Below are 19,067 nucleotides of genomic sequence, written 5' to 3' on the forward strand. Positions count from 1 at the left end.
ACAGGCAGGAGAGCTAAAATGAGTGATTTAGAATTAATACAATATTGGTGTACTCTTGACAAAAAAACACAGCAAGATATTATTCTTCAACTCCGCCGGTTGATCGCCGCAAAAGAGTCAGGATTGCCCGGCGCTCCTCCAAAGAAAGATTTAAAATAAGATCAATGAATTCTTTATCTTCAAAATTAGCGCCATCTCCACCAAGAATGTAGTTTATACTGACATTAATTTCATGACAAATACGAGCAAGTGACTCAATCGTTGGGTCTTTTCCTTCAGAAAGAATAGAATGAAGATACCCTGCTCCCTTTCCGGCTGCGAGAGAAATAGATCTTTTTGACCGTCCACTTTTTTCAAGTGCTGCGTTCAATCTTTGACGCCAACCATTGATATTCATATCTCACCATATAGCGTGTCTTAAAAAAAAAGACACGTCCTTTTGCAAAATAGACTTGCATTATCCTCCAAAGAGGATAAAATTAAGAAAATAAATTTTACTTTTCGGGGGGGAGGAACAAAAGCTTATTTTCGGGTTATAAAGACAATTTACCACCCCAACGGATGCAAAAAGGCACCTCCGCAAGCCCATGCATCCAGAATATTGTACTATTTATTCTTTACCATTTACGTGCTCTCAAACTGTAAGGTTGCATATATCCAAGCATGTACAATCAGCTGTTAGATTTTATCAAGAAATAGCGAAAGAGCTACTATCTAACAGAACAAACCACAACAAAACTAAAACATTTTACTAAAACTTAAGCTTTAATTGAATGCCAATGAATACACAAAAACATTGTTTCCGGTTTTGTTGTGAACGAAAATATATAAGATAAAGAAGAAAGTAGATTAAAGTATGAAACACACCAATCAACAAGAAACTCCTTACTACGAATCATCAACTCTTCCTTATGTATGTTGGTATCAAAATGACTTTTTGGGGGGAGTTCGTGGCATGCGTGCACACGAAATTGGCATTTATACAATTTTACTCAACGAAATGTATGCACGTGGCCGCCCTTTAAAGTTATCGGTAGAACGTTTAGCGCGTCTTTGCGGCTGTGACAAGCGAACTTTTGTGAATGTTTTAGAAATGCTTCTAAGAGAGGGAAAAATTTTAAATTTGGCGCATGGTTTGTGGAATAAACGCTGTGAAAATGTATTTCACGAGCGCACAAAATTGCTTGAAAAGAAATCACTTGCGGGTCATTCTTCAGCACAAAAAAGAAAGAAAATCAATGCAAAAGTGCAACAACTGCTCAACGAAAGTACAAGAGATGATGAACATAATTTAGAAGCTCAGAAAGAAGAAGAAAAGGAAACACCTTACGGTGTTTCAGAAAAGCAATTTTTTCTTTCTTCTACGACAAGAAAAGAGAGAGTACAAAGAGAGATATTTACACATCTTTCTTCTCCTCCCACACCCACTAAACAAAATACAACAGAGAGCTCTTCCCAATCCATTGGCAGCACAGAGAGCTCTTCCCAATCCATTGGCAGCACAGAGAGCTCTTCCCAATCCATTAGCAGCGCAGAGAGCTCTTCCCAATCCATTGGCAGCACAGAGAGCTCTTCCCAATCCATTAGCAGCGCAGAGAGCTCTTCCCAATCCATTGGCAGCGCAGAGAGCTCTTCCCAATCCATTGGCAGCACAGAGAGCTCTTCCCAATCCATTGGCAGCACAGAGAGCTCTTCCCAATCCATTAGCAGCGCAGAGAGCTCTTCCCAATCCATTGGCAGCGCAGAGAGCTCTTCCCAATCCATTGGCAGCGCAAAGAGCTCTTCCCAATCCATTAGCAGCGCAGAGAGCTCTTCCCAATCCATTGGCAGCGCAGAGAGCTCTTCCCAATCCATTGGCAGCGCAGAGAGCTCTTCCCAATCCATTGGCAGCGCAGAGAGCTCTTCCCAATCCATTGGCAGCGCAGAGAGCTCTTCCCAATCCATTGGCAGCGCAGAGAGCTCTTCCCAATCCATTGGCAGCGCAGAGAGCTCTTCCCAATCCATTAGCAGCGCAGAGAGCTCTTCCTGCTACACTAGAAAGGACAGAAAACGAGCAACTTTTCCCAAAGGAACACGTCTTCCTGTTGATTGGACAGCAGATATTGGTGCAGCAATTTCAGAAGGTTTAAACGAGGAGCAAGCACGTTGGCAAGAAAAGAAATTTCGTGATTATTGGCGTGCAAAGAGCGGTAAAGAAGCACTTAAAGTGGATTGGCAAGCCACGTGGCGCAACTGGTTTCGCCGTGAAATTGAGCGGATAAAAGAAAACCAGGAAAGACTTGCTATTGCGCCCTCTCGCCCCATCCTAACACCGCACTACAGTAACGATGATATGCTTTACCGAAGTCTTATTAACTACCGCACGAATTAACATGAGTACAATTTTTCAGATCAAACAAAAACTTTCATTTCAAGTAGAATCAATTGTAAAAATGCTTCTTCCGCAAGGGCATAGATGTAGCAATAATTGGATTGTAGGCAATACTCGAGGTGAAGTTGGTCAAAGTTTATCGGTGTGCTTGAGCGGCAATAAAGCAGGTCTTTGGTATGATTTTGCAGAAGGTAGTGGTGGTGACCTTTTAGATCTTTGGTGTGCAGTAAAGGGAATCAACCTTTCTCAAGCATTAGAAGAAGCACGAAACTATCTCAATCTTACACATCCCAAACCCTTTATGGCACCCAATCGTTCATATCGGCGCCCACTACTTCCCACAGGGAGTACACCACAAAATTTGGCAAAAACTTACCTACACAAAGAGCGCTGTATCCCTCTTGATATTTTAAAGCGTTACCGCATAGGAGAAATTGGTGAAAAGATCATTTTTCCATTTTATAAGCCCGATGGTACACTTGCTTTGGTGAAAGAACGACTAGCTCAAAAAAATGCAAAAGCAAAACCAACGATGTCACATTGTGAACCAATTTTATTTGGCTGGCAGGCTCTTGTCTCCACAGATCAAGCTCCTGTCTCTACAGGTCAAGCACCTGTCTCTACAGGTCAAGCACCTGTCTTCACAGATCAAGCTCCTGTCTTTGCAAATCGTACAATTGTTATTACTGAAGGAGAAATTGATGCACTTTCATTAGCTGCCTACGGATATCCAGCAGTTTCAGTACCATTTGGAGGAGGTGCTAAGGGTAAACAAAATTGGATTGAAAATGAATTTGATCATTTAGAACCCTTTGAGACTATTTTTTTAGCCACCGATATGGACAAGACTGGAGAAGAAGCAGCACATGAGATTGCTAATCGACTTGGTCGTCATCGTTGTTACCGTGTACACTTGCCTCATAAGGATGCGAATGACTGTTTAACTGCTGGTATTGATGCTGCTACCATGGCAGCAGCCTTTTCAGCAGCAAAAAATTTTGCACCAGAAGGATTACGGCATGCCTCAGAGTATAAAGATCAAGTAATAAAATTATTTTGGCCAATACCCGAGCAGCATATTGGCTATACAGTTCCCTACCCTAAACTAAACGGAAAACTTTATTTTCGCCCAGCAGAATTAACACTCTGGAGCGGGGCAAGTGGTGCAGGAAAGAGTCAGATGTTATCAGACTGTATTCCCCATTGGATTGCACAAAAAAGCCGTCTTTGCTTAGCTTCACTGGAAATGAAAGGAGAGCAATCCCTGCGCCGTTTAACAAAACAAACAGGAGGTCTAGAGCAGCCAACAAGAGATATAATTGAACAAATTTTGCATTTTTTAGATAATGGTCTTATTCTTTATGAGCATGTTGGTAAATCAAACATCGACACATTACTCGATGTGTTTGATTATTGCCGTGCACGCTATGGCTGCGATCAATTTATCATTGACAGCTTAATGCGACTAGGTATCGCATCGGATAATTATGCAGAACAAGAACAAGCAATTTATAAAATGGTTGACTGGGCGGTTTTAAATGCTGTGCATATTCATCTTGTCACCCATACGCGTAAAGGTAGCTTGGATAAGGATGTTCCTGGTGCTGAAGATATTAAAGGTGCTTCAGAAATTGGAGCCAATGCATTTAATATCATCACAATCTGGCGTAATCGATCATTAGAAGACAAGATTTGTGCAGCATCTCTGGCAGAAGAAAAAGACGATTTAGCTAAACGTCCAGGCGTGATTATGAATATCGCCAAACAACGTTCAGGTGATTTTGAAGGCAAAATTGGTCTTTGGTTTGATCCGCAAACTTATCGTTATCGTTGTTCTTCTAAATGCACTCCATATTCACGGTATTATCTTGAACGCACAAACAAACAACCCTAAGAACATGCACCAATGTCTACCCCAACAACAAAGCAAAACACTACTCTCTAAAAATATCTCACCTACTCAAAAGAATACAAAAACTTCCTCTCTTTGAGCATTGTCAAACAGCACTCAACTCCTTTGAACCTATAACTACAATTTTTGAGGAAATAACATGAATTATCAAGATAAGAGAAAAAACAAAAATAAAGAAAAACAGTGCATTGGCCATTTAAAAACACAAGAAGTGCCCATTGAAATAAGCAATCCTTATTTTCAACCATCCCACCCAGAAAGCTCTAGAAACCCACGTACTATTATTTCCATCACCAATGTCCATAGCCATCCCATCGGACTTTTATATGTAAAAGGACATATCAGCAAAGCACAATATAAAGCAGCAGAACGTTTTTATGTTTACTGGCGTCAAAGCCAATCTGATCTCCATATGAGTCCTGATTACACATGCCAAAAAGTTGACAGCAGCAAAAGTTATGCACACCCCATTGAATATCAAATAGAAGCAACAAACCATTTACAAAAAATCAAGGTTCTACTTGGTGTTCTTGGCTATTCACTTGTTGAGCAGGTCGTTGGTTACGGTCAAGCAATTAAAGACTTAAGCCCCTTAAAACGCAAACAAAATTCATTTGCTGATCATTTACGCGATTGTTTAAATCTATTGGCATCTCATTGGGGATATGCAAGCCATAAGGATTTTGAATGATCTATCCACCTGAAAACAGAAGCACGTCAAATTTAAATATCACACAACCAACCAACCATAGTAACAAAAAAATATTGAACGAAACAAAACATTATCTGTAGATGGCACAAAATAGCATCCAAAAACTGAATTTGAAGAATAACAGAAAATACTAGGAAGCTAATAATTTACCTTAGTGTATGGACTTCACACAATTTCACGTACATCAAATTCTATTAAAACTTATCCTTCTTAAAAACCAATTTTATTTAAGAATGAGTTACACTAGAAATCACCTGCATTGAAAAAATATTTTTCACAACAAGAGTATATTATCCATAACATTTTAAGAATTATTATAGAAAATAAAAAAAATAATATATTTATAAATAAACTTAGAATAAAATAAAAAGTATTAAACTATTTCCATGATATATACTTTTTCATTACTTTTATCCTACGCAATATAAATATTGCATAAGCATATCATTTATAATTTTTTTACAAATGGAACAAAATTAATAAATTATAAATTAATATCAATGCCTTAGTCTTTGATATCGGTCAGCGTTACAAACAGTAAATAAAACCACTTAATCTTGTTATATTTTGTTATTTTAAAAGCTCTTAATTATAAACCATAAAAAACCATTCAACAATCAATCAAAAAGATTGGTGTATACATTGAAAACATAATTTTAGAATAAACTAAGCATACATTCATGAATTGTTTAAATACAAGTACAAAAGCAATATTAAAAATTGATAACCACGATAATAGTATTATCTATAGTAACAAATTCTTCCAGCTACTGTAGATTTTTCAACTTCTTCCACTCTTACATAGCTTGGTTTCTTCATTCACTTTCACAGATAATCATATCTTCACAGATAATCATCTTGTATACTGAAGCTCCAAAATATCCATAACAGATATAATAACCCAAGCAGTATGAGATATAAAAACTATAAATCTTTCTAGATATCTCAACTTTTTACTCAATTCATCTCCATTGACTAAATTTACTTCACCCCCAAGAATCTCCTTTACCTACAAAAGATTCACCTAACTTTTATGAGTGTTTAGCACTTATGATTTCCTTCACCATAATACAAAAAGAAAAGTTGTGAACACTTACTCTTGTATAATTTTATATATGAATCTTTTAACTTTACTTTACGTATTAATAAAACAGAATTTTAAAGAATTAATTTAGGCAATAAAGGATTTATTTTGTCAAATTATAGATAAATTCTATTCTTTTTTATGTCTATTGCTTTTTTACTATAAGTAATTTAAAATAAACTTACATATAATCCATTTTGGATATTCATTTGTAATAATAAATATAGGATAAAACTATGAATATTAGATATTTTTTTATAGCAGGTGCAATTACAAGTGGTTTATCTTTTGCACTTGGAGCATCTGAACATGCAGTTACTCATCAACAATATCCTTTTATCTTACCTTTTACTATTCCTGAAACAAATTTACATCTTCCTAAACATACAAATGATCAATTTGATTCATTAAATACACAAGAATTTAAAAATAATAATGAAACAATAAAAGATATGATAGAACAGTAATACAAAGAAATAAAAATTTACTTTATATGATGATAAAATTTATGATTTTTATCATAATTATTTATAAAAAAGTACTTTGATGATTTTATCATTGCTGTACATAATAATTTATAAAGTCATTAATTGACACATTATGATGTATTATAAATGAAAATATTTAAGATATATTGTATTTTTTAAAATCTTTGTGTTAACTATATTTCTTTTTATATTATTATGAAATTTATCATATATTTTATCTATGTAAGTGTATATTTTTTTGAAGACTAAGTAATAGTGAATTAAAAATTTAATTTCCTTATTCAGTTAGTTTTTAATTTTATTTTTAAATAAAAATTACAGTTACTTTGTATCTTCTTTTTATTTTCTATAAAATTTTTTAGATGTTCTTTATGTGTATGAAGATACGCTTGATTGATCATTGCAAACTAACTAATTTTTATATTCATAATTTTTCATCCTTTATGTAGGGAATATTGAGACAAAGTTTCTCCTCCTCTTTAGCTTTAAGCATAACGTCTCTAATTACACACAATATGCTTGTGTTATTTATTCTCTCTCTTCTTTTTATACTTTGTGATGATAAAATTTTGAACTTTTGGCTTTTATGTATTGATAACCAACCAGCATCCTTCAGCTAAGAAATTTGCTGCAACTGATTAAATTATTAAAGCATAACTATATTGCTTAGCTGTTGTTTCTTCTTTAGCCAAAATTCAAATATGATAAAAATCACGACACATTCAAGATGGATATTTTTATGCTTTCTACAAAGCTAATTCTTATTTTTAAAACAGCTTTTAAGATTCACAGTAATAAATAGTATAAATCAAAAATAAAATTAATTTTACTCTACATAAATTTACAAATCTATGAATGCTCTTGGAGAGCATAACGGCAAAATTCAATCATATAAATCAACGTAAAACTGTACGTTACTTGTAAAACACAGATACTTGAAAAAAGCTAAATTCGTTAAGCAGAGCAAAAAAATAACTAATACATTGAGAATCTATTGCTCATTCAATATATTTATTTTCATGATTTCTGATAAAATTGCATGAAATGAGGGAAAACTTACATAAAATGGTGCGGGTGGTCGGACTCGAACCGACACTCCTTTCGGAACCAGATTTTGAGTCTGGCGCGTCTACCAGTTCCACCACACCCGCAACACTACTATAAAAAACAGACAGATTTGCCTATCATCCTTTCGCACTATATGAAGAAGTATAGATTCGTCAACACCAGACTTCTCTTTTTTAAGGAATTCATATTATTTTTACCCTGTTTGGTTTATTTAGTATAATTTTAATAGTCTTTACTTAATTAAGCTTATAGAGCTCTGCATGATATTGAATAAATTAAAACTTTGGACAATTTCTTTAGCAAATCGACACACAGCACCACATTGGCTTGGGTTTATTACCTTTATTGAAAGTTCTGTTTTTCCAATTCCAGCAGATGTTTTGTATATTCCAATGGCACTTATCCGTCCCAAACAAGCTTATCTCTATGCTTTTATTGCTACTGTAAGTTCTGTTTTGGGAGGTATTCTTGGTTGGTTTATTGGTTATTTTGCTTATGACAGTATAGCCAAGCCGATCCTAGAATTTTATGATAAAATTGAATATTTTCAATCACTACAAAATAGTGTTACACTGAATTTTTTAATAATTTTACTGATTACTTCAGGTTTTTTGCATATTCCCCCCATCAAGCTTGTTACGATTTTAGCAGGTGTCATGAGTATACACCTCGGACTTTTTATTATAACTTGTATTCTTGCACGGGGGGCTCGTTTTTATCTTCTGGCATGGTTGATTCAGCGTTTTGGATCTCAAGCAATAAACTTCCTTTCCCGTCATTTAAAACGGATTATCCTGATCAGCTGTATTGTTTTCTTATTAATTTATGGAATTTTTATAGCTTTTTTTCACAATAATCCTTTATTTTAAGGAAAATGTTTAATGATTTGCATTCTATCTTCTCAACACACATTGAACAAGCACCTTTATATAGAACCAAGTAGCAAAGAACAAAGTTTATGGGCTTTTTTTCTGGCTTTTTGTTTATCCACCACATTAGGTCTAGCACTTGGTTTTGAACATATTGGAGGATATCTTCCTTGCGATTTATGTATAATTGAGCGCTTTCCTTACTATAGCGCTATACCATTTTTAATTTTAGCAGGTTTAGGAGCATGGTTTTTCCATGTATCTTCTTGGGTACGGCTTTTATTTTTATGCGTTTTTGTATTAATGGCAATCAGTCTTGTATTAGCAATATATCATGTCGGTATTGAATATGGCTTTTGGCCAGCTCCTCCAAGTTGTAGCTTAAATAAAGAAAGACTCATAATAGATGCTAACAAACTACTCAATCAATTGAATAATCTATATCCTCCTTCCTGTTCTGGAGCATCAGGGCACTTTCTCTTTCTTTCGTTTGCTGGTTGGAATGCCATTGCTAGCTTATTTTACACACTTATTAGCCTCTATATCGCTTCAAAAGGGATCCTTTCAGGCAGTAAAAAGTTGTAACCACAAATTAAAACAAAACTACATCATACATCATCACTCTCTAGCTAAAGCACTCATCAATATTCTGCCATAGCTTTCCTTATCCTCCCTTTTAAATACTTCCCCATATCCTCTCTTTGTTCACACCCTTATCCTCCATTTTTGCTAAAACAGCAAAAATAAGAAAAATATGCATTTAGTTATTTTATCTCTCTATGCTTATTTGCAATATTGTGCTGAAAATCGATATTAGTAAGCTGTATACTAGAGGTGTCATAAATATAACTGATTTTTCATACCCAAAAATAAAAACACAACATTATCTTTTTATCTCCATTGTCGCTTTTCCAGATATAAGCCAACTTGAAAAACCACATGACATGATGGAATAAGATTAATGCGTGGAAAAACATAGAGAGTGAAATCTAAATACTCTCTACCAAAAGCTACTCTATATAAACTTATAAATCAAACCGGCACCAAGCATCGGAGGAATCTTTTGGTACAATTTTCCTCGTAATATGACACACCCTAAACTTTAGAAAAACAACCTGTTTTAATATTTCTTGAAGATGCATAAATTTACAGAAATATTATAACTTAAACAAAATCATAATCTAATAGTCTAGCTGTTTAGCTGCTTTTAAAACATAAAAAATATGGATGATATGCGGTTATATTATAATAGTTTTCATAAGCTGCTCAATTCCTATTTCAAGATTACTAAAGAAAGAGTTTGATAAAATAACGACTCCAAATACTTAAATATTTTCTATGATATATTATTGATTTTATTTATTTTTTATTTTAGTTTATTTATAAAATTAAACGCATCTATACCCTATTTACAGATATCAAAAATGGTATCAGTTTTCCCACGAAGAAAGATAGCAGCAAAAAAGCAAATAGATATTCTTTTTGTTGTTTTGGATATTTTTTTGAAAAATCCCTTTATATATTTTTTAAAACCTTCTCTACCATACCTTCAGTGCTTATTTTTCGTTGCTTTTGCTTTAAAATATTTGCAAAAATGAACAAAGAGCAATATTTACGCTAGCAAGCCAATAAAATTCTTAGCACTGAGATTACCCTATAGTTAAACTAAACAAAAATCATCCTTTGTTAACATTTATAAAGACCTATTGAAGTTGTTAATTTCCCTCTTCATGGATCTCTTCTTGGAGCAAGAAAATTTGTCTCTGCTGATATCTCAGCATAATCATGTGATATGATTCTTGCAGAATAATTGACCATATTTCTGCATACGCTCAGTTTTTTTGTACATCATTTTTTAACTTTTTTCTTTCTGTTTTTTCCAACTGATACGCCCTCTTTCTTTGTTGGTATCTTTTGTAAATGTTTAAATTTCGAATTGACTTTTATTTTTCTTTTCCTATATCTTTAGAACTGTTCTAAATTATTAGGGTATAGCAAATGTTAAAATCCTTTCTTTCATTTGTACAACGCAAAGCACTACCCTTTCGTTCAACACAAAGGATAATGATTCGCGCTCTCAAATTAAAAGAACAACATGCAACTCTCTACTTAAGATATGCAAAAGCTTTAGAGCCTTATTCCTCTAAACAAGCCGCTATTTTTACTGCGATGGGTCTCCAAGAACTTCAAAATTATAAACAGCTTCTTTGTCTTTCTTGTAATAATTATGAAAGAACTGCAGATACATTGTGTGCTCAACTTCCTTTTATAAGAGGAAACCACATTTGTAAAAATTTTCATACAATGAAAACAACGGAGGCGACAAATCAAGCTACAAAAAAAACATCAAAAACACACAAACAAACAATTTTAACATGGATTCAGCCTGGTCTTGCTGGATTAATGGATGGATCTGTTTCCACCCTTGCACCAATCTTTGCAGCAGCTTTTGCAACAGGTGATACGTATCAAACCTTTTTGATAGGATTATCTGCTTCAATTGGAGCGGGTCTTTCAATGGGTTTTACAGAAGCAGCCCATGATGACGGTAAGTTATCAGGCCGTGGCTCTCCACTTAAAAGAGGCATAGCTAGCGGTGTTATGACAGCGCTAGGAGGATTGGGTCACACTCTTCCTTATTTAATCAACTCTTTTTATATCGCAACGATTATTGCATTTATCATTGTATTTCTTGAGCTATGGGCTATTGTCTGGATCCAAAATAAATTTATGTCAACACCCTTTTGGCGTGCATCTTTACAAGTCATTATTGGTGGAGCTTTGGTTTTCGCTACAGGTATTTTTATTGGTAATATCTGAAACAAAAACTGTACAAAACAAGAACTGAAAATCACACATAATTTACAGATTTTTACTAGCTTGTTTTGTAAAAGTATTTTTGCTAAAATAGCGCTGTTTTTTATATTTTGGAAATACTTCAACTATGCCTTACACGCAAACGAATATACACCCAAGCAGCCAACAGAATCCTTCTTTATCTCAGCCCCCCTCCCACTTATCAAAACAAATAATCTTATCAGTTCAGTATCTTAAACATGGACAAGGGTTAGAGCTTCCTCAATATGCCACAGTTGGTTCTTCTGGTCTTGATTTACGAGCAGCCCTTGCTGAAGGAGAAACGATTATCCTCGCCCCTGGGCAGCGTATTCTTATTCCAACAGGTCTTATCTTTCATCTCTCGCTTGGTTATGAAGCTCAAATACGTCCACGCTCTGGCTTAGCCTTGCAGCACGGTGTTACATGCTTGAATACACCTGGAACGATTGACAGCGATTACCGCGGTGAAGTCAAAGTTTTGCTGATCAATTTAGGACAAGAGGATTTTTCCATTCAGCGTGGAATGCGTATTGCACAAATGGTCATTGCACCAGTTATTCAAGTTAATGTTTGTGCAATAGAGTTAACTCAACAAAACTGTGACCCAACACTAGACAAAGAAAAAATTCGTGGTGCAGGCGGCTTTGGCTCAACAGGACACGACTAAAGTAATAATAAAGGAAGAAATTTCTCTGTTACTGGAGAGGAGCAACAGTTTCTACCTTGAGGCTATCAACCATGCCATTTGTCATACGAGTCATTGTATGCATTGCTGCATCATCCACTGCCTCTACTACCGCACTACCTATCGTATCACTTGCTGTATCTTTTACAGAAATATTCGAAGACTTTTGTAATCCTATCAAACCAACTTTAGTATAACCAGCAGTTTGTATTTGATTCAATAAATCAATAACAATGCCATAATTGATTGCGCTATCAGCTTTGATCAAAATTTTTGTATCTAAATTTCGCTTTGTTTCCTTAAACAAAGCTTCAACAAATCCTGTCTGACTAACAAGATTATCACCAACATAAAGAGAACTATCTTTTTGTAAAGTTACATAAAGAGGATCATTAGACTGAACCGCAGAAGAAGTTTGAGTTATAGAAGGCAACTGAACGGGAATAACAGATGTCGCTAAAGGTGCAGCCACCATAAATACAATAAGCAATACCAAAACAACATCAATGAACGGTGTTACATTGATCTCATCATGTAACCCACTTTCAAATATATCTCCATAATCATCAGTAAAATTTAATTTCATTGTTTATGACTTTTCTGCTGCCTGTATCTATCAAGTTCACGGCTCAAAAGCCTTTCAATAGCAGCAGCGATATCTCCTAAATCATTGCGATAACCACTAAGAGCATGCATGAGACTATTATACATAACAACAGCAGGGATAGCTACAAAAAGCCCGATAGCTGTTGCAAGCAAAGCCTCAGCGATTCCAGGAGCAACCACATCAAGTCGTGTTGTCTGAGATTCAGCAATTCCAATAAAGGAATTCATGATCCCCCAAACAGTTGCAAATAGACCAACAAAGGGAGCAATAGCGCCAATAGTTGCAAGAACAGCGCTTCCACATGCTACGCGCCGTGTAGTAGCCAACAAACAACGTGACAGAAGTGAATGTACTCGTTCCTTTACTCCCTCATTAATATCATGAGTAATCTTTCCATATCGAGTCATTTCCTCATAAGAAACGGTATCTTCATAGGAAGTATCTTGCTCATATTGCTTTTCAGTAGAATCTTCAGTCCCAATAAAACTGACCTGTTTTGTGGAAAAATAAACCTCTTTCAGTGTTTCTCTTAAAAAAACCATACCAGCTCCTTTGCTCTCTTTCAAGCTAGCAGCTAAACGTGTAAGAGTTTGAGCGTTAAGAGCCAATTGAAGTTCATGACGTGCTCTTCGTTTTGCTAAAGTAATTTCAACAATTTTAGCAAAAGCAATTGTCCAAGACACTACAGAAGCCAATAATAAAGTAATAATAACAGCCTTCACAACCCAATCGGCTGCCATAAACATCGAAAAAGGGGAAAGATTATGCATAGAAAACGCAGCAGGCATACTCTCTAAAGGTATTGTCTCAGATTCCATTTTATCTCATACCATTTTGGTCTTAACATTGCTGATTTTAAAGTTGTATCACTTTTTTCGTAACACTACTCTTTTACAGCACCACTTCCCTGTAATGTCATTTCGTATTTAATTTAAGTAATAAAACTTGATAAATCAAGTACAGTTTTGCTTTAAAGGATCTCTCTTCAAAAGAAGAGCCCACTCAGAAAATATCTTTTCCCCAAAAAATATCTTAAACAGAAATACGCAGAAAAATCCTTACAATTTTTTTCCTCTTATCCAACTAAAATTTAACAATAAAATTAATTTTATTAAAAATATTGCTCAATTAAATAAAAAAATGGAACAAAGAAAATTTTTTAACGTTATCCAAGCAGTGTAATTTTTTTTACTCCAATACAAATGATTACAATAAACATACAATAATGAATCAAGAGAGGGACACATTATCATGGCAAACAACAAAACAGAAGAAAATAACAAAATGGTAATAGAAAAAAACCTGCACACACAACTAGAAAAGTTACGTAATGAAATTTCTGGCATAACCTCGACACTAACAAATCTTGGTGCAAATAAATTAAATATAACCAAAGATAAAGCTGAAAAATTATATAGCTCAGCCAAGGGAAATAGTGAAGAAATCATGTCTCAAGCAAAAGACAAAATAAGCAACTTCGAACAAGCTCTAAACCAATGTGTCCGCAAAAACCCTAGTAAAAGTGTCTTGTTTGCAGCAGGACTTGGCTTTGTTCTCGCTCAATTATTACGTCGTTAATCAATGTATACGTTTATTGCTCCACTTTTAAACCATCTTGTCGGTGAAGAACTCAAGAGTACCGTCAAGCAGGCGTATCTTCAAGCAATTTTTTGTGGAATTATTGGAATTTCACTGCTCATATCTTTGATATTTTTATGTATCATTGGCTTTATTGCGTTATGTTCAACCATGAAGCCTCTTGCAGCAGCCAGCATAATGTTGTTTATTTGGCTTTTTATTACAGGGCTAGGTATTTTATCAAGTAAAATTCTCAAAGCTACTCAACGTTACACTCAACGAAAAAAGTTGGAAGAACAACGCAATAAGCTTATGACAGAAGCAACGCTTTCAAGTATTTCACTGCTAAGCAAACATCTGCCTTTTACTAAATTAAGTGTTCCAATCCTTGGGCTTGCAACTTATTTTTTATGGAAAAAAGACAAAAAAGAGCGCTTTTAAAAAATATTTTATTACTTTATTCTTTAAAGGTATTTTTTCTATCCATAAAGAGAAAGTACCTTTTTAAAGTTCCTTCACCACTTATCAATTTTAGTACCCTCTATCACCTACCAATTTCAATGCCCCCTATCACCTATCAATGTTGAGGCAATATAAATTCTTTCGTATCCATTATCGTTAAAGAAACATCAATCTTTGAAAGCTAAATACAAACCTTCAGCACATCACTTTCACTATTGTATGTGCCATAAAATAATAAAGATAGTAAGTACGAAAGGTTATTTGATAGTACTTTATTCCACTTATCAGATAATTTCTCAATAGCGATAACAACCATCAATTTCTAAGCTCGATAAGAAAGTGATCGCACTTTGCTGGTTGAGATTAATGAATTTTAATAAAAGTATTTATGATCTCTTAATCAAAATTATCCTATTTTGAATCAACATCATGATGTGTAATAACATCAATCACCTCTGCTACAATCGTGTCAAAAGCTTCTTGATCATCACCTTCAGCCATAATACGGATAACTGGTTCAGTTCCTGATGCACGAATCACCAGCCGTGCATCCTTTCCCAAACGCTGCATTGCTTGATTGATTACAGTTTTAACCGCACTCTTTTTCAATACATTTTTATTTTTAATTGTTACATTTTTCAAAACTTGTGGTACAGGCTCAAACCGCTTACACAATTGGCTCATAGAGATTTGTTTTTCTTGCATACAAGCCAAAATCTGTAAAGCAGCCACCAACCCATCACCAGTAGTTCCAAAATCACTCAACACAATATGCCCAGAAGCCTCACCCCCAACATTATATCCCTGCTGACGCATCGCATCGACAACATAGCGATCCCCAACATTTGTCCGGACAAGCTTCAACCCTCTACTACACAAGAAACGTTCGAGCCCAAGATTTGACATAATAGTTGTAACAACACCATTACATTGCAATCGTCCTGTTTTATGCCAATGTTCAGCAATTACAGCAATCAGCTGATCCCCATCAATAGTTTGGGCTTTTTCGTCAACAATTAAAACACGATCTCCATCTCCATCAAGCGCAATTCCAACATCAGCACGCACTTCATGAACTTTTTGTTTTAAAGAAGTTAAATCGGTTGATCCACATTTTTTATTAATATTAAGGCCATTTGGTACATCATTAATAGCAAAAACCTCAGCACCCAATTCCCATAAAGCACGCGGTGCTGCCTTATAAGCAGCACCATTCGCACAATCCACTACGATGCGCAAAGTATCCAAACGAACATCACGTGGCAAAGTCCGTTTGGCATATTCTATATAACGATAAATATCACCCTCAACCCGCTTTGCGTGGCCAATTTCTTCATAACTTGCTAAAGATTTTGAAAGATCTGTATCGATCAATTGTTCTATTTTTGCTTCTACATCATCTGAAAGCTTAAAACCATCAGGACCAAAAAGTTTAATACCATTATCATAAAAAGGATTATGAGAAGCAGAAATCATTACCCCAATATCAGCACGCAATGAACGGCAAAGCATAGCAACAGCAGGCGTTGGCACAGGCCCCAATAAAAAAGCTTCCATCCCAGCAGCAGTAAATCCTGAAACCAAAGCATTCTCCAACATATAACCGGATAGACGGGTATCCTTACCAATCACCACACGACGCGACTGACTTTGTGGTCGGAACAAAATTCCCACTGCCATCCCTACTTTCATAGCAAAATCTGGTGTCATAGGAAAAACATTGGCTTTACCCCGAATTCCATCTGTACCAAAATATTTTTGTGCCATCCCTATTTCCTTTATACGCACTTTTTTTCTTGCAATTCTAACATAGTGATTTCTTCCCAATGCAGTGGGACTATCTGCATTTCATCATCCTTTTAAGACACTTAAGATACCTATCATAAACCCTACCTAGAACAAATTTTCTGATCTTATAAACAATAAAATCATGCTATCGGTATGCTGCTATAACTTACACACCAACCAGTATTTTTTCTGATGAAAACTTTAAACATATGCCCCCATTTAAACATAATTAAAAAACAATCTCACAACTTTTTCCAAAGTACAGCCTTTTAAATACTCTTATAAGAATCTTTCATTCCCTTTTTCACCTGCTCTTAAAAACCCAAAGCAGTGTACACCTTTTCTAATAAATTTTTTTAAATACAGGAAATCTTATTTTATCTTTTCAGGCACTCTTCCAGACATTACTTCAAAGGCGCAAGCTCGCTTGCGCCTCTTTTAATGAATTTTTCTTGGAATTTTTAAAATACTGCCTATCAAGCATCATTAGACGGTGTTGATTTTTCTTTACGTTCAACAGCATTTAACTTTTTTTCACTGCTTGTACTGCTTTTAGAAAGATTCGCTGCTTTGGTAGTATTCTTTGTACTTCGTGCTTTTTTCTCAACCTCACTAGATTTTTCTTCTTTTAACTCGGTATCATCGGATTTTGTTGTTTCTTCTTCAACTATTTTTCCTGCTTTACTTTCTGCAACTTTACTTGTCCCAGTCTTAGGTACAGATGAGATTCGTGGAGAATCATTCTCACTTATCTGTGTTCGTGAAGGAGGCTTTCCTGCAATAACTTCGTTAATTTCAGCTCCAGTTAAAGTTTCATATTCCAATAAGCCTTGAGCAAGAGCAAACCATTCTTTCTTTTTTGTTTTCAAAATTTTTGTAGCATTTGTATAGGCATCATCAATGAGTTTGCGCACTTCAGCATCGATCATACGTGCTGTTTCCTCAGAAATATTTTGTGTTCGTGTAACAGAATGACCTAAAAAGACTTCATCTTGATTATCACCATAAGCGACATTACCAAGGAGATCAGAAAAACCCCATCGTGTAATCATTGCTCGTGCCAATTTTGTGGCTTGTTCGATATCAGATGAAGCACCAGATGTGATATTTTCTTTTCCAAATTTCAATTCTTCTGCTACTCTTCCACCCATCATAATAGCAAGACGAGAAATCATCCATCGATAGCTCATGGAATAGCGATCACCTTCAGGCAATTGCATGACCATACCCAAAGCCCTTCCTCTTGGTACAATTGTTGCTTTGTGAACAGGATCAGCGACAGGCACATTGAGTGCTACGATAGCATGTCCGGCTTCATGGTATGCAGTCAATTCCTTTTCTTCTTGTGTCATAGCAGTTGAACGGCGTTCTGCACCCATCATTACCTTATCTTTTGCATCTTCAAACTCTTGCATAGTCACAACTCTTTTATTGCGGCTAGCAGCCATAAGAGCAGCTTCATTGACAAGATTCATCAGATCAGCCCCTGAAAATCCTGGAGTTCCTCTTGCCAAGATTTTCAAATCAACATTAGGTGCTAAAGGCACGTTACGTACATGAACTTTCAAAATTTGTTCACGCCCAGCAATATCGGGATTTGGTACAACAACTTGCCGATCAAAACGCCCAGGTCTTAATAAAGCAGGATCGAGCACATCAGGACGGTTTGTTGCAGCAATAAGAATGATACTTTCATTGGGTTCAAATCCATCCATTTCAACAAGCAACTGGTTTAAAGTCTGCTCACGTTCATCATTTCCTCCTCCTAATCCCGCACCACGATGGCGTCCGACAGCATCAATTTCATCGATAAAAATAATACAAGGTGCATTTTTTTTAGCCTGCTCGAACATATCCCGAACACGGCTTGCACCAACACCAACAAACATTTCAACAAAATCTGATCCTGAAATTGTAAAAAACGGTACATTAGCTTCCCCAGCAACAGAGCGTGCAAGCAAAGTTTTACCAGTTCCTGGAGGACCAACAAGCAAAACACCCCGTGGGATACGCCCTCCTAAACGTTGAAATTTTTGTGGTTCACGTAAAAATTCGACAATTTCCTGCAAATCTTGCTTTGCTTCTTCAACGCCAGCAACATCCTGAAAGGTAACTCGTCCTTGAGCTTCATTCAGCAATTTTGCTTTTGATTTCCCAAATCCCATCGCACCACGCGATCCACTTTGCATTTGTCGCATAAAAAAGATCCATGCCCCAACGATAATAATGACAGGCAAAAGCGAAAATAAAAGGTTGAGGAAAATACCATTCCCAGAACTTTCAGGAACAGCTTTAACATTAACATTTTTGCTTTCTAATTTTTGTATTAAACTTGGATCACGTGGAGCATAAGTTGAAATAACTCTATTATCAACGGTTTGTCCTGTTAATTTTTGACCTTGAATGGTCACAGCTTTAAGCTCATTATTCTCAGCTTTCCGCAAGAATTCAGAATAGGAAATCTCTCCGCCTCCAGAACGCTGGCTCTCTCCATTAAAGAAAGAAAATGACACAATCAAAACTAAGGCAATAACTCCCCAAATAAGGAGAGAGCGGTAATTGGAATTCATATTAGGTCCACTTAATCAAATAAAGAATTATCCTT

The 19,067-nt window shown here is 35.5% G+C and carries 15 protein-coding genes and 1 tRNA gene; 10 read left to right on the forward strand and 6 right to left on the reverse strand.

Annotation, left to right across the window (positions count from 1 at the left end; translation table 11 throughout):
* Positions 1-79: 79 nt before the first annotated feature.
* Complete coding sequence (locus V4P56_RS04970) at positions 80-397, reverse strand: XRE family transcriptional regulator (RefSeq protein ID WP_455481807.1); 318 nt, start codon at positions 395-397, stop codon at positions 80-82.
* Between the two features lie 459 nt (positions 398-856).
* Here V4P56_RS04970 and V4P56_RS04975 point away from each other — a divergent pair, with 459 nt between their 5' ends.
* From V4P56_RS04975 to V4P56_RS04990, 4 genes are all read left to right on the forward strand, one after another.
* On the forward strand, positions 857-2,371 hold the full coding sequence (locus V4P56_RS04975; RefSeq protein ID WP_455481808.1) for a DUF1376 domain-containing protein: 1,515 nt from the start codon (positions 857-859) through the stop codon (positions 2,369-2,371).
* A gap of 1 nt (position 2,372) precedes the next feature.
* On the forward strand, positions 2,373-4,265 hold the full coding sequence (locus V4P56_RS04980; protein ID WP_455481809.1) for a toprim domain-containing protein: 1,893 nt from the start codon (positions 2,373-2,375) through the stop codon (positions 4,263-4,265).
* Between the two features lie 157 nt (positions 4,266-4,422).
* A complete protein-coding gene (locus tag V4P56_RS04985; RefSeq protein ID WP_455481810.1) occupies positions 4,423-4,974 on the forward strand; it encodes a hypothetical protein in 552 nt (183 codons plus the stop codon).
* A gap of 1,341 nt (positions 4,975-6,315) precedes the next feature.
* A complete protein-coding gene (locus V4P56_RS04990; RefSeq protein ID WP_455481811.1) occupies positions 6,316-6,546 on the forward strand; it encodes a hypothetical protein in 231 nt (76 codons plus the stop codon).
* Between the two features lie 1,087 nt (positions 6,547-7,633).
* On the opposite strand, the gene V4P56_RS04995 is transcribed toward V4P56_RS04990, so the two are convergent.
* Positions 7,634-7,718 (reverse strand) — tRNA-Leu (locus tag V4P56_RS04995).
* A 177-nt stretch (positions 7,719-7,895) separates the two neighbouring features.
* Here V4P56_RS04995 and V4P56_RS05000 point away from each other — a divergent pair.
* The 4 genes from V4P56_RS05000 (at position 7,896) to dut (ending at position 12,009) form a co-directional block, all read left to right on the forward strand.
* Complete coding sequence (locus V4P56_RS05000) at positions 7,896-8,504, forward strand: YqaA family protein (RefSeq protein ID WP_455481812.1); 609 nt, start codon at positions 7,896-7,898, stop codon at positions 8,502-8,504.
* A gap of 12 nt (positions 8,505-8,516) precedes the next feature.
* Positions 8,517-9,089, forward strand: a complete 573-nt coding sequence (locus V4P56_RS05005; RefSeq protein WP_455481813.1) for a disulfide bond formation protein B — start codon at positions 8,517-8,519, stop codon at positions 9,087-9,089.
* Between the two features lie 1,413 nt (positions 9,090-10,502).
* On the forward strand, positions 10,503-11,324 hold the full coding sequence (locus V4P56_RS05010) for a hypothetical protein (protein WP_455481814.1): 822 nt from the start codon (positions 10,503-10,505) through the stop codon (positions 11,322-11,324).
* A 124-nt stretch (positions 11,325-11,448) separates the two neighbouring features.
* Positions 11,449-12,009 (forward strand): dUTP diphosphatase, encoded by a 561-nt coding sequence (dut, locus tag V4P56_RS05015; protein WP_455481815.1) that lies wholly within the window; start codon positions 11,449-11,451, stop codon positions 12,007-12,009.
* 28 nt (positions 12,010-12,037) lie between these two features.
* Here the strand turns inward: dut and V4P56_RS05020 are convergent, their stop codons facing one another.
* Both V4P56_RS05020 and V4P56_RS05025 read right to left on the reverse strand, forming a co-directional pair.
* Positions 12,038-12,613 carry an ExbD/TolR family protein gene (locus tag V4P56_RS05020; RefSeq protein ID WP_455481816.1) on the reverse strand — a complete coding sequence of 192 codons (576 nt, stop codon included), beginning with the start codon at positions 12,611-12,613 and terminating at the stop codon, positions 12,038-12,040.
* Positions 12,610-13,452, reverse strand: coding sequence for a MotA/TolQ/ExbB proton channel family protein (locus V4P56_RS05025; RefSeq protein WP_455481817.1), 843 nt, complete (start codon positions 13,450-13,452; stop codon positions 12,610-12,612). Before V4P56_RS05025 ends, V4P56_RS05020 begins: the two co-directional genes overlap by 4 nt.
* Positions 13,453-13,885: 433 nt before the next feature.
* Between V4P56_RS05025 and V4P56_RS05030 the strand changes: the two genes are divergently transcribed.
* Positions 13,886-14,212 (forward strand): DUF883 family protein, encoded by a 327-nt coding sequence (locus V4P56_RS05030; protein WP_455481818.1) that lies wholly within the window; start codon positions 13,886-13,888, stop codon positions 14,210-14,212.
* Positions 14,213-14,215: 3 nt separating this feature from the next.
* Positions 14,216-14,653, forward strand: coding sequence for a phage holin family protein (locus V4P56_RS05035; protein WP_455481819.1), 438 nt, complete (start codon positions 14,216-14,218; stop codon positions 14,651-14,653).
* 432 nt (positions 14,654-15,085) lie between these two features.
* Here the strand turns inward: V4P56_RS05035 and glmM are convergent, their stop codons facing one another.
* Together glmM and ftsH are read right to left on the reverse strand one after the other, a co-directional pair.
* The gene (gene glmM / locus V4P56_RS05040; protein ID WP_455481820.1) at positions 15,086-16,441 is read right to left on the reverse strand and encodes a phosphoglucosamine mutase; all 1,356 of its coding nucleotides are present in this window, start codon (positions 16,439-16,441) and stop codon (positions 15,086-15,088) included.
* Positions 16,442-16,938: 497 nt separating this feature from the next.
* Complete coding sequence (gene ftsH, locus V4P56_RS05045) at positions 16,939-19,032, reverse strand: ATP-dependent zinc metalloprotease FtsH (RefSeq protein WP_455481821.1); 2,094 nt, start codon at positions 19,030-19,032, stop codon at positions 16,939-16,941.
* Between the last annotated feature and the right edge of the window lie 35 nt (positions 19,033-19,067).

Source organism: Bartonella sp. B35(2025) (genome assembly GCF_053794465.1).

Bases quoted from the DNA above. Each gene is read 5' to 3' on its own strand.
- V4P56_RS04990 (WP_455481811.1), top strand. From the start codon at position 6,316: ATGAATATTAGATATTTTTTTATAGCAGGTGCAATTACAAGTGGTTTA.
- V4P56_RS05030 (WP_455481818.1), top strand. From the start codon at position 13,886: ATGGCAAACAACAAAACAGAAGAAAATAACAAAATGGTAATAGAAAAA.
- V4P56_RS04970 (WP_455481807.1), bottom strand. From the start codon at position 397: ATGAATATCAATGGTTGGCGTCAAAGATTGAACGCAGCACTTGAAAAA.
- ftsH (WP_455481821.1), bottom strand. From the start codon at position 19,032: ATGAATTCCAATTACCGCTCTCTCCTTATTTGGGGAGTTATTGCCTTA.
- V4P56_RS04975 (WP_455481808.1), top strand. From the start codon at position 857: ATGAAACACACCAATCAACAAGAAACTCCTTACTACGAATCATCAACT.
- V4P56_RS05035 (WP_455481819.1), top strand. From the start codon at position 14,216: ATGTATACGTTTATTGCTCCACTTTTAAACCATCTTGTCGGTGAAGAA.
- V4P56_RS05025 (WP_455481817.1), bottom strand. From the start codon at position 13,452: ATGGAATCTGAGACAATACCTTTAGAGAGTATGCCTGCTGCGTTTTCT.
- V4P56_RS05010 (WP_455481814.1), top strand. From the start codon at position 10,503: ATGTTAAAATCCTTTCTTTCATTTGTACAACGCAAAGCACTACCCTTT.
- V4P56_RS04985 (WP_455481810.1), top strand. From the start codon at position 4,423: ATGAATTATCAAGATAAGAGAAAAAACAAAAATAAAGAAAAACAGTGC.
- V4P56_RS05020 (WP_455481816.1), bottom strand. From the start codon at position 12,613: ATGAAATTAAATTTTACTGATGATTATGGAGATATATTTGAAAGTGGG.
- V4P56_RS04980 (WP_455481809.1), top strand. From the start codon at position 2,373: ATGAGTACAATTTTTCAGATCAAACAAAAACTTTCATTTCAAGTAGAA.
- V4P56_RS05000 (WP_455481812.1), top strand. From the start codon at position 7,896: ATGATATTGAATAAATTAAAACTTTGGACAATTTCTTTAGCAAATCGA.
- V4P56_RS05005 (WP_455481813.1), top strand. From the start codon at position 8,517: ATGATTTGCATTCTATCTTCTCAACACACATTGAACAAGCACCTTTAT.
- glmM (WP_455481820.1), bottom strand. From the start codon at position 16,441: ATGGCACAAAAATATTTTGGTACAGATGGAATTCGGGGTAAAGCCAAT.
- dut (WP_455481815.1), top strand. From the start codon at position 11,449: ATGCCTTACACGCAAACGAATATACACCCAAGCAGCCAACAGAATCCT.